Below are 10,405 nucleotides of genomic sequence, written 5' to 3'. Positions count from 1 at the left end.
TGTTTTCAGCGTGCGCACCCTGCGTGAGCAGCGCCGCCAGCGGATCCTGCAGGCCGAGGAGACCATCCGGTACGCCGATGAGCTGCACGTCGCGGCCCAGCGCGCCGAGCGCGGGGCGCAGCGGTGGCTGGAGCACTGGCAGGACAGTGAGCAGAAGGTCAGCGCGACGTGGCAGGCGTGGCTCGACGCCCAGGCCCGCCTCGACCGCGCCCACACCGCCGCCGCGTTCCGCACCCCGTGGACGGCCCCGACCCCGAGCGAGTACGCCGCCCGCGAGCGCTGGCTGCACCAGACCGTCACCGCCGCCGCCGAGCGCGGCGAACTCCCGGCGACCGCGGTGGCCGACGCGCTGGCCGGACGCGGTTGGGACGCCCGGCTGCACCCGGTTGAGCAGGAGCTGGTCGTGCTGCGTACCTCGGCGGCGTACCTGCTGGCCGAACACCGGCGTGCGGTCGCCGCCGAGCAGGGCGCCTGGCACGACGCGCAACTGGCCCGCCGTACCAGCGAAGATCTGCGCTTGGAAGCCGCCGCCGCAACCGTCCTGGCGATCCCGGCCCGCGAGATTGTCGCCGCCCGCCCCGAGCGTCGCACTGCCCGCGCTGCCGTCGCCGTGCGTACCGCCTGACTCTGTTCCATCGGGGCGGCCGGCATTCACGAAGGCCGCTATCCTGGTCTCGCCGGGCGATGGGCGGTGAGTGATGGACGCGACTCGGCAGTTGCGGTGGTACCTCGGTCTGGGACTGCTCGTCCTCGCCGCCGCGCCGATCCTCATGTCCGCGCTCGCGGCGAGCGACCCGGCTGCCCCCGCCGGCGCACTGCTGCCGGTGCTGATCGGCGGCCCGGTCAGCCTGGCCGGCGCGTACTTCGTCGTGCGCAGCATGCTGGTCGCGGCCGAGCCGGAAAGGTCCGCGCGGCTGCTCACGATCGGTGCCGTCATCGTGATCGCCGGTGCGGCGCTCGTGCTCACTTTGCTGGCGGCCACGGCTTGACCATGCCCGGTTCCTGCTGACCCGCACTCCGGCCCGGGGCCTGGAGATCGCCTCAGCACCGACACGACGGAGGCGACGCGGTGTCCTTCTCGGTCGACCCGGCGGCGCTCGACGCCTACGCGGCCCAGCTGGGGCGGGCGCGCGGCGACGCGGAGCAATGCCAGGCCCACTTCGACGCGTACGTGCCCGAGCTCGCGCCCACGGACGGCTTCCTGAATCTGCTCACTTACGAGCACTCCCGGGTACGGGCGGCGCTGCAAGCGACTTTGGAGCAGCTGACTTCCGTACTCGGATCGTCGCGCGACGAAGTGGCAGCGGCCGCGACCGGATACGGGCAGACGGACGCGCAGCGGGCCGCCGGGCTGGACTCGACGTATCCGCAGGTCACCCGAGCGGCGCCGGACCGGGACTGACCGATGCGTTTCCATGACGCCGCAGAACCGGTGCGTTTTCATGACGCCGCGGAACCGATGCGTTTCCACGACGTCGCGGAACCGGTGCGTCACCTCGTCGACCCGGCCCGGCGTACCGAGCAGATCCTCGGGCAGCCGTTCTCGAACCCCGCCTCGGTGCTGGACTGGGCCAGCCCCAGCCACATCGTCAACGAGTTCGTCAAGCAGGCCATCGGCTACGACATCTTCGGCGAGGCAGCGCAGGCGTTCGCCGGCGACTGGCACCAGGTCTGGCAGGCCGCCGGCGCCTGCCGCAACCTCGCCGGCGCCATGCAGGACATCGGCATCAATGTCTCCGCCGGCAACGTGGAGCTCGACGCCCACTGGCAGGGCAACGCCCGCGACGCCTCGTACGACTACTTCGCCCGGCTCAGCGCGGCGATCAGCGCGCAGCAGCTCGCCCTGAACGCGATGGCCGACGCCTACGAGAAGGCCGCCGAGGGCACGTACCGCATCGCCGAAACGGTGTCCGGCATCATGAAGGACATCGTCGACGCCGCCATGATCGGCGCCGTCGCCGCGTCCGCCGGCACCGCCACCATCGAGACCGGCGTCGGCTTCGTCACCGGCTGGGGCGTCGCCGCCTACGAGGCCTACAAGATCGCCGAACTGGCCGCCCGCGCCCGTCGCCTGATCGCCACCGCCTCCGCCCTGATCGGCACCGTCGCCGGTGAGATCCAGGCGGCGTCCACAAGCACCGGAATCCTCGCCCGGCACCCACTGCTCAGCCACCCCTACCAGCACCCGGCCGGAGGCACCGCGTGAGCGACCCGATCGTCGACAAGCTCCTCGCCCACCTGGAGGCCAACGGCGACACCGAGGCCGTACGCGAGCTGGCCGGCGCCCTGAGACGCGGTGAGCTGGACTGGCCGGCCGGACTCGGCGCACCCTTCTACGCCGAAGCGCTCGCCCCGCGGATCGCAGCCTTCGCCGACTGGCACCGAAGCTTGAGCGACGACGACCGTACCCGTCACATGGACGTCACGCTCTCGGTCATGCGGTCGATGAAGCAGGAGTGAGCGCGGGCCCTGATCTTCGGGTGCACCACCAGACGATGCCGGTGATGACGATGACGGCGGCGGTGGGGACGAGCTGGTACGGCGAGCCGACTCCGGCCGAGCGGTCCTGCGTCGCGCTGCCCAGGTCCACCCGCAGGGCCGCGGCCACGAGGAAGGTGAACGTGTTGAGGACGGCGTGGAGCATCACCGCGATCTCGAGCCCGCCGGTGCGCCAGGTGATGATCGCCAGCCCGGTCCAGAGCACGAAGTACCAGACGACAATGTACGGATCCGTTGCCCCGTGCAGGGCCGTGAACAGCACACTCGAGACCAGCACCCCGGCGATCAGCCCGGCCCGCGGGTTACGGGTCCAGCTGCCGACGACGCGGAAGACCAGCCCGCGTACGCCGTACTCCTCCCCCGCCGACTGCAGCGGCGTGAGCAGTGTCGTGGCGAGGAAGAAGGCGACGATCTCGGGCTGCGACCAGGGCGACTCCTCGACGGGCGCGAGCGCGCCGAGGACGGTCACAACCAGCCAGGGCGGACCGAGGACGAGGAGCGACCGGCCGAACAGTCCGAAGCGGAACCGTGACGCCACGGAGTGCAGGCTCGCCCCGGGCAGGTGGTAAAGCCATCGCTGAATGAGCATGCTCCACGGGATGAGCAGGCCGAGGGAGATCATCGAGGCGGCGTGGGACAGTGGTGTGTAATCGGTGCCGCCCACTATCGGCGGGGCCTGGCCCCGGTGCTGGTCGATGAGCGCGGCCGCCCGGCCGATCACCGTCGGGAAGACGACGAGTCCCGCCGCCAGCAGGACGATCGCGAGAATGCCGCGACCGATCCGGCGTTCGTCACCAGCGAGCATCCGGTGGTACTGCACCCCGGCCGGAACCGGCGGCCGACTACGGGTCATCATGGCTATGTCTCCCCTGGTAGGCGCACCAATGCGTCTCACTAGTACGCTGTGACAGTGGGAAAGTAGCACGGTGTACTAGTACGCCGTAACAGGAGGTGGCGTGTGACACAGGAGGACGGCAGCACCGGCTCGAGGGAACGGATCCTCGCGGCAGCGGCGGCGATGCTGACCGAGGATGTGACCACCAGCCTGAGCGTGCGCGCGGTGGCGGCCCGCGCCGGAGTCAGCACGGGTTCGCTCCGTTTCCATTTCCCGAACCAGCGCGCCTTGCGGGACGCCGTGCTCGCCCGGATCTACGGCCACCTGTTCCCCGACGACCAGATCCACGATCGGTCGCTGCCCGCCCGGGATCGACTGGTCAATTGCCTGCGACAGGTGCTGGCGCCCGCCGGCGTCGGGGACCAGGCCCGCGAGGCGTGGACCAAGGCGTACCGGACCTACATCGCGTCCGAGCCGAGCAAGCAGGCCCGCGCCGCGTACCACGCCTTGGAGCGGGCGGGATGGCACCGCCTCGAGTACTGGCTGACGGTTCTCGCCGACGAAGGCGCCCTGCCCAAGGAGGACCACTCCAAGCACATCCGGTTCCTGTCGACCGTCCTCAACGGACTGTCGATCGAGCGAGCCCTGCCGGCCGAGGACTCGATCCTCCAGTCCGAGACCGAGACCCTCTACACCGCCGTCGACTGCGTCCTCGGGAGGTCGCAACCATCCGACTAGCACGCCGTGCTAGTACGGTGTGCTACAGTCGGATGCGTCGACCAGCACGTCGCACGAGGAGGGAGGCTGGGGATGTTCGACGACCTCAAGCAACGCGTGGCCGTGCGGCGGATACGCCCCGGCGACGGCCGCCCGCTGGAGCGCTTCCGCTGGTGGCAGTTGTTCACCGGACGGAAGTTGTTCAGGCTGCGGGTGGGCCCGATCGAGTATGCCGTGGACGTGCGCGCGTCCGGCAAGCACGCAGGCGACGACCCCATGGTCCACCTGTATGTCGACGGCCGGCACCACACCCGCTCGCGGATGCCGGCCGCCATTCCCGTCGCGGGCGGCGTCATCCTGGTCGCACGGTCCACTGTGGGCCTCAAGCGCGCTCACTACGTGACGAGCACGGGCGAGGAGCATCGGCTGGTTCCCGATCCCCGGTCGGCGATCGGCCGCCGGCTGCGCCTGGATCGCGAGCATCCGGCCCTGAGCCGTTGGATCGGCGCCGTCTCCGTGCTGATGCTGGTGGTGGGCGCCGCCATCAATCTGGTGCAGCTGCTCGAGCCGGTCCTGCGGGTTCCGCCGATCGTCGAGCGCTTCGGCAGCTACGCATCCCCGATCGACCTGCCCACGTGGCTCAACCTGACGCTCGGCGTCGCCGCCGCGCTGGGAGCCGTCGAGCGCAGTCTGCGCCTGCGCTATCACTGGCTGCTCGACGGCCTGGGCACCTGACTTCCTCCGCGAAAGGTGACTGCACCATGCTCCAGCACATCTCCATTCCGCGCGGTCCGATCGAGCTCGCGGCCGACCTGTACGTGCCCGACGACGTCGACGCTCCGGCCGAGCCCCGGCGCGCCGTCGTGCTCTCGACGCCGGGCAGCAGCGTCAAGGAACAGATCGGCGCCGCCTACGCCTCCCGCCTCGCCGCCCACGGGATCGCCGCGCTCGTCTTCGACCCCGCCCATCAGGGCCAGAGCGGCGGCGAACCCCGCGACCTCGAGGACCCGTACCGGCGCAGCGAGGACATCTCGTACGCGATCGACGCGCTCAGCATCCGGCCGGGGATCGACCCGGAGCGCATCGGCGTGCTCGGCATCTGCGCCGGCGGCGGCTATGCGATCTTCACTGCCCGCACCGACCACCGGATCAAGGCCGTCGGCGCGGTCGACCCCGGCGAGATCGGCGCCTCCTTCCGCGGTTTCCAGCCCGACGGCCCCGCCGCCGCCCTCGACGCCATGGCCCGGGCCCGCATCGAGGAGACGCGCACCGGCGAGCTGACCCGCCAGCAGTGGCTGCCCGACACCATGGCCGACGCGAAGCAGGCCGGGATCACCGACGTCGACCTGCTGCAGGCGATCGAGTACTACCGCACCGAGCGCGGTCACCACGAGCACTCGACCAATCGCCGGCTCTCCCGCGGCGACACCCTGCTGATCGGCTTCGACGCCTTCCACCTCGTCGACCAGCTCATGACCCAGCCGCTGCAGCTGATCCTGGCCGAGCACCTCGACGGCACCGGCTTCGACACCGCGGCCACCCGGCTCTGGGACATGGCACCCCGCCCGGTCGACCGCATGGTGATCAAGAACGCTCGCCACTACGAGATGTACGACGTGCCGGAGTACGTCGACCCGGCCGTCGAGCGGCTCGCCGCCTTCTACCACGACCACCTCTGACGAGCCGTTCGACGCCGCCTCCGCACGGCCGACACCGGCTCCACACCGCCCACGCCGACTTCACGACACGGCCGACACCCGGCTCCACACGACCCACGCCGGCCCCGCACCACCGACACCCGGCTCCCACACGGCCCACGCCGGCTCTACACGGCCGACGACAGCTTTTCAGGGCCGGGCGAGCGCCGGTGGCCAGCTCTGCAGGACAGCGTCGGTGATCAGCTGGAGGTCGTCGCGCGGAGCGCCGCCGGCGGCTTGCACGGCGATCCCGTTGCCGACCGTCATGACGTATCTCGCCAGCAGCGCCGGATCGGTCTCGGCGGGCAGGTCGCCCTCGTCGACGGCCCGCTGGAAACGCTTGCGCAGCATCGTGCTGGTCTCGTCGCGCCAGTCGGCCAGCAGGCCCCGGATGATCTGCCCGTCCTCGCCGCCGATCAGTGAGGCGCGCAAGCTGAGACACCCCGTCGGGTAGCCCGGCAGGGTGGCACTGCGGACCGCGCCGTGCAGGAAGACCGTGGCCACCTCGCGCGCGGTTGGCTCGACGACCGCCTCGGCCCCGTATGACGCCGGGCCGTCGGCGTAGCGGGCCAGCGCCTTGCGGAACAGCTCCTCCTTGTTGCCGAACGTCGCGTACATGCTCGTGCGGCTGATGCCCATGGCGGTGAGCAGGTCGGGCAGGCTCGCGCCCTCGTAACCGTTCTGCCAGAACACCCGCATCGCCTTCTCGAGAGCCTCGTCGGCGTCGAAGCCCCGGGGCCGGCCGACGGGTGCGCTCTTCTGAGTAGCCATGTGGCCCAGCTTACCAATTGCGGACCGATCGATCCAGAAGTGCTACGGTAGTTCTGGACCGATCAGTTGGTACAGAACTATCCGCTGGTCAAACAGCCAAGAGAGGAAGTTGGTCATGAGTGACTTGACCGGGAAGATCGCCCTCGTCACCGGCGCCACGAGCGGCATCGGCCGGGCGACGGCGATCGCCCTGGCCGCCCGCGGCGCCGACGTGGTGATCTCCGGGCGCAACGCCGGGCGCGGAGCCGAGGTGGTCGAGAAGATCGAGGCCGACGGCGGCACGGCCCGCTTCGTCGCCGCCGATCTGGCCGTCGAGGACGACGTACGCCGGCTGGCCGAGCAAGTCGGCGCGGTGGACATCCTGGTGAACAGCGCCGGGGCGGGCGCCTTCGGCCCGAGCGCCGGCTTCACCACCGAGCAGTACAACACGCTGTTCGACAGCAACGTGCGCGCGATCTTCCTGCTGACCGCCGCCCTGGCGCCGAAGATGGCCGGTCGCGGCGGCGGCAGCGTCATCAACGTCAGCAGCGGATCCGCCGTGCTCGGCGACGAGAACAACGCGATCTATGTCGCGACCAAGGGCGCGGTCAACGCCATCACCCGGGCCTTCGCCGCCGAGTACGGGCCCTCCGGCGTCCGGGTCAACGCGGTGTCCCCCGGCCCGACCTACACCAGCGCGCCCGCGATCTGGCTCGACCGCTACATCGACCTCATCCCGCTGCGCCGCGTCGGCCGCCCCGAGGACGTCGCCGAGGTGATCGCGTTCCTGGCCGGCCCCGGCGGCTCGTACGTCAATGCGGCAGTCATCCCCGTGGACGGCGGTCTCACCGCGGTCGAGCCCCCGAAGCCGCCGGCGCGGACGGAGAACTGGATCCAGCAGTCCTGACCGCGGCGACCGGCTCGGGCGGCACTCGGCCCGGGCCGGGCTCGTCAGGAGGCTCCGGCCTCGAAGGTGGTGACCGGCGTTCCGTGCTCCACCGTGCGGGTGACCGTGCAGAGGCGGTCGTGCGACTGCCGCAGCAGGCGGGGCACGGCCTCGCGCGCCCGGTCCCCGGCCTCGCCCTCCGGGAAGGCGACATCGAACTCGACCTCGAGGCCGGTCATGCGGTTGATCCCGTGCTCGTCCCGGATCTTGTCACCCCGCACCCGCACCACGAACCGGGCCGGCTCGGCCCGGCGGCTCGCGACCAGATCCACGTCGATCGCCGTGCATCCGCCCAGCGCCGCGAGCAGCAGCTCGACCGGCGTGAACCGCTCGTCGTCCCCGGTGCCCAGCGATATCGTGCCGCCCCGCACGTTGCGCACCTCGTACCCGCCGGTGGCGGTCCGCTCGAGCTCCACCGAGCGCAGAGTTCCATCCGTCATGGTCAGCCACGTTAGCCGCCCGATCGCCGGCCCGGCCCGGCGAGCCGGACCAGACGGTGGACGAACCCGATCCCGGCGACGGCACCGCCACCGGCCCCGACGAAGGCCCGGACGCGCCGGGCCGGCACCGCCCATCCGGAGACGCCGAGTTCCCCGGGTCAGCCGGCGACGACGAGGCCGGCCTTGCGGGCGCCGCGGGTGAAGAGGTGCTCGCGGATCCGGTCCAGCACCGCCTCGCAGGTGCTGCGCCGGGCCGCCGTGGTCGTGGGGTCGGCGAGCACCCGGACAGGCTCGACCAGGCGCACGTCCGGGGCCAGCTCGACCCACGTGGGGATCGCCTCGATCGTGGTCACCTTCCAGCGCTTCGGCGCTTCCTCGGTGAAGGTGAGCCGGGCCATGATGCCCTCGCGGTTCTCGTCGATCGGCTGCGAGTGGCGGGCGAGCTGGTTGCCCATTCCGTAGACCACCCACTTGCCGCCGATCTTCTCGATCGGTTGCACGACGTGCGCGTGATGGCCGAGGATCGCGTCGATGTCCGGGGAGGCGAGCAGGACCTTGGCCACGTCGCGCTGGTCGGCGTTCGGCTCGTGCTGGTACTCGGTGCCCCAGTGCATGCTCAGCACGACAATCTCCGCGCCGGCCTGGCGGGCCCGCTTCGCCATGGCGAGAATCTTGGCGGGTTCGATCCGATTGGCCAGCCATTCCTTGCCCGCCGGCCGGTTCAGCCCGTTGAAGCCCAGGGCGTACGACAGGTGCGCGACCTTGACGCCCCGGACCGGATAGATCTTCGGCGTGGACGCCTCCGCCGCGCTGCGGAAGGTGCCGGTGTGGCCCAGCCCCGCCGCGTCGAACGCCTCGATGGTGCGGACCACGCCCGCCTCGCCCTTGTCGATCGAGTGGTTCGAGGCCGTGGAGCAGCCGTCGAACCCGGCCCGCTTCACCCCTTGCAGCACCTGCGGCGGCGCGCTGAAGGCGGGGTATCCCGCGAACGGCCCGCCCGGCGCGGCGAGCGGCGTCTCCATGTGGCAGAGCGCCAGGTCGGCGCCGGCGACGGTCTTGCTCACCGGGCGGAACATCGGGAAGAAGTCGAACCCGCCGGCGCCGGCGTCGCGCTGGGCCTGCTGCCACACCTCGGGATGGATGAGCACATCACCGGCGCCGAGCACGGTGAGCGTCCGCTTCGAGGCCGGCCTCGCACCGGGGGCGGGAGCGCTCGCCACCGGTGTCGCCTCGACCCAACGGGCACGCGCGGCGGAGGACGGCAACAGGTCGACGCCGGCGGCGTGCAACGCGATGCCGGCGGCCAGCGCCACAACGGCCAGCACGGCGCCGCGACGGAGAATGAGACGAGGCTTACCATCCAGGGACACGGTGCGAGGATAGAAGCCGGTCGCTACCGCCGTCCGCCGTTGCCGAAAAAGATTCGCTTACATCGAGCGGCGCTGCTCCAGCACGTCGGCGGTGTCGCCCTCGAGGGCCTCCGACGACCGGCCCGGCTCGTCGCGGGTGTCGACCACCAGCGCCTTCTGCTCCGCGATGTCCGCCTCCGCCGCCCCCAAGGACGCCTGCGTCGCAGCGGCGGCACTCGGCGTCGCGGGCTTGGCGCGCCGCTTGCGCGGTGGGCGGGGGCGCTCATCGACGGCCACCGGAACCGACGGAACGACGACTGGGGCCGAAGGCTGAGCCGGAGCGGAACGGCCGGTCGCCTGCTGAGCGACGGCGACGATTCGCTCGTACTTGTCCCGCCCGGCCCGTGCGCCCAGCACATAACCCACGGCGAGCCCGGTGGCCAGCTTCATGATCTTCATCGGTTACCTCGGCGTCTCGCAGGCCGGCGCGCCCGGCCGTTCCGACTTGCGGTGCCCGAACAGATCGCCACCAAACCCCTTCAGGCGCGGGCGGTCGCGGTGACGACCACGTTGTCGCGGTAGTGCCGGGTCCGCGCGTCGAACGGTCCCCCGCAGGTGATGAGCGTGAGCCGTGGCGCGCCGTCCCGGGCGAAGTACTTGTCCAGCGGGATGGCGGCCTTGCGGTAGCGCTCGCGGGCGACCACGTCGAAGGCCCGATGCCGGCCGTCCGGGCCGGTGAGCACGGCCCGGTCCCCCGCCTTCAGCGAGCCGAGCCGGAAGAAGGCGCCCTTGCCCTCGGCGGCGCTGTCGACGTGGCCGGCGATGACGATGGAACCGGCGGCCGCCGAGACCCCGGGGCCGTACCGGTACCAGCCGACCCGGTCGACGCGGGGCGGGACGGCGAAGTCCCCGGTCGAGGCGTCGATGCCGACCGCGTCGACGGCCGCGTCGAGGCCCAGGGCGGGTATCCGCAGCCGCGACGGCACATCGACAGCTGCCGCCGGCTGCGGTGCGCCGTCTCGAACGGGCACCCGGGCCGGGGCGGACGGCGCTGCTGAAGGGGAGGTGAGCGGGGCGCCGAAGTCGTCCGCCGGCTGTGACCGGCAGGCGCCGACACCGGCCACGACGGTCATCGTCACGCCGAGCAGCACCAGGAGCAGAGCACGCCCCGG

14 protein-coding genes and 1 pseudogene are annotated in these 10,405 nt (G+C 71.6%); 9 read left to right on the top strand and 6 right to left on the bottom strand.

Annotation, left to right across the window (positions count from 1 at the left end):
• The 5 genes and pseudogenes from RAN62_RS31230 to RAN62_RS31210 all read left to right on the top strand — a co-directional run.
• Window positions 1-625, top strand: a pseudogene (locus RAN62_RS31230) (hypothetical protein); the annotation flags it as partial.
• A gap of 73 nt (window positions 626-698) precedes the next feature.
• Complete coding sequence (locus RAN62_RS31225) at window positions 699-989, top strand: hypothetical protein (protein ID WP_305788403.1); 291 nt, start codon at window positions 699-701, stop codon at window positions 987-989.
• Between the two features lie 80 nt (window positions 990-1,069).
• Window positions 1,070-1,402, top strand: coding sequence for a hypothetical protein (locus RAN62_RS31220; protein ID WP_305788402.1), 333 nt, complete (start codon window positions 1,070-1,072; stop codon window positions 1,400-1,402).
• Window positions 1,403-1,459: 57 nt separating this feature from the next.
• Entirely contained in the window at window positions 1,460-2,206 is a 747-nt protein-coding gene (locus RAN62_RS31215; RefSeq protein WP_305788401.1) for a hypothetical protein, read from the top strand.
• Window positions 2,203-2,460, top strand: a complete 258-nt coding sequence (locus tag RAN62_RS31210; RefSeq protein ID WP_305788400.1) for a hypothetical protein — start codon at window positions 2,203-2,205, stop codon at window positions 2,458-2,460. Before RAN62_RS31215 ends, RAN62_RS31210 begins: the two co-directional genes overlap by 4 nt.
• Here the strand turns inward: RAN62_RS31210 and RAN62_RS31205 are convergent.
• Window positions 2,435-3,355 (bottom strand): CPBP family intramembrane glutamic endopeptidase, encoded by a 921-nt coding sequence (locus RAN62_RS31205; protein ID WP_305788399.1) that lies wholly within the window; start codon window positions 3,353-3,355, stop codon window positions 2,435-2,437. The genes RAN62_RS31210 and RAN62_RS31205 overlap by 26 nt on opposite strands.
• A gap of 102 nt (window positions 3,356-3,457) precedes the next feature.
• Between RAN62_RS31205 and RAN62_RS31200 the strand changes: the two genes are divergently transcribed.
• From RAN62_RS31200 to RAN62_RS31190, 3 genes are all read left to right on the top strand, one after another.
• Window positions 3,458-4,072 (top strand): TetR/AcrR family transcriptional regulator, encoded by a 615-nt coding sequence (locus RAN62_RS31200; RefSeq protein WP_305788398.1) that lies wholly within the window; start codon window positions 3,458-3,460, stop codon window positions 4,070-4,072.
• A 72-nt stretch (window positions 4,073-4,144) separates the two neighbouring features.
• The gene (locus RAN62_RS31195; protein WP_305788397.1) at window positions 4,145-4,786 is read left to right on the top strand and encodes a hypothetical protein; all 642 of its coding nucleotides are present in this window, start codon (window positions 4,145-4,147) and stop codon (window positions 4,784-4,786) included.
• Between the two features lie 26 nt (window positions 4,787-4,812).
• Window positions 4,813-5,730, top strand: coding sequence for an alpha/beta hydrolase (locus RAN62_RS31190; RefSeq protein ID WP_305788396.1), 918 nt, complete (start codon window positions 4,813-4,815; stop codon window positions 5,728-5,730).
• Window positions 5,731-5,898: 168 nt separating this feature from the next.
• Here the strand turns inward: RAN62_RS31190 and RAN62_RS31185 are convergent, their stop codons facing one another.
• The gene (locus RAN62_RS31185; RefSeq protein ID WP_305788395.1) at window positions 5,899-6,519 is read right to left on the bottom strand and encodes a TetR/AcrR family transcriptional regulator; all 621 of its coding nucleotides are present in this window, start codon (window positions 6,517-6,519) and stop codon (window positions 5,899-5,901) included.
• Between the two features lie 115 nt (window positions 6,520-6,634).
• Between RAN62_RS31185 and RAN62_RS31180 the strand changes: the two genes are divergently transcribed.
• Window positions 6,635-7,405, top strand: coding sequence for an SDR family NAD(P)-dependent oxidoreductase (locus tag RAN62_RS31180; RefSeq protein ID WP_305788394.1), 771 nt, complete (start codon window positions 6,635-6,637; stop codon window positions 7,403-7,405).
• 44 nt (window positions 7,406-7,449) lie between these two features.
• On the opposite strand, the gene RAN62_RS31175 is transcribed toward RAN62_RS31180, so the two are convergent.
• The 4 genes from RAN62_RS31175 to RAN62_RS31160 form a co-directional block, all read right to left on the bottom strand.
• Window positions 7,450-7,884, bottom strand: coding sequence for an OsmC family protein (locus RAN62_RS31175; protein ID WP_305788393.1), 435 nt, complete (start codon window positions 7,882-7,884; stop codon window positions 7,450-7,452).
• A 158-nt stretch (window positions 7,885-8,042) separates the two neighbouring features.
• Window positions 8,043-9,254, bottom strand: coding sequence for a CapA family protein (locus tag RAN62_RS31170; protein WP_305788392.1), 1,212 nt, complete (start codon window positions 9,252-9,254; stop codon window positions 8,043-8,045).
• A 57-nt stretch (window positions 9,255-9,311) separates the two neighbouring features.
• Window positions 9,312-9,692, bottom strand: a complete 381-nt coding sequence (locus RAN62_RS31165) for a hypothetical protein (protein WP_305788391.1) — start codon at window positions 9,690-9,692, stop codon at window positions 9,312-9,314.
• Window positions 9,693-9,772: 80 nt separating this feature from the next.
• A complete protein-coding gene (locus RAN62_RS31160) occupies window positions 9,773-10,366 on the bottom strand; it encodes a class F sortase (protein WP_305788412.1) in 594 nt (197 codons plus the stop codon).
• Window positions 10,367-10,405: the final 39 nt, after the last annotated feature.

This window comes from Symbioplanes lichenis (assembly GCF_030709675.1).
In the GTDB taxonomy this organism is placed as follows: Bacteria; Actinomycetota; Actinomycetes; order Mycobacteriales; family Micromonosporaceae; genus Actinoplanes; species Actinoplanes lichenis.
The sequence above is the reverse complement of the archived record's forward strand: the minus strand, read 5'-3'. Positions and strand labels throughout refer to the sequence as shown.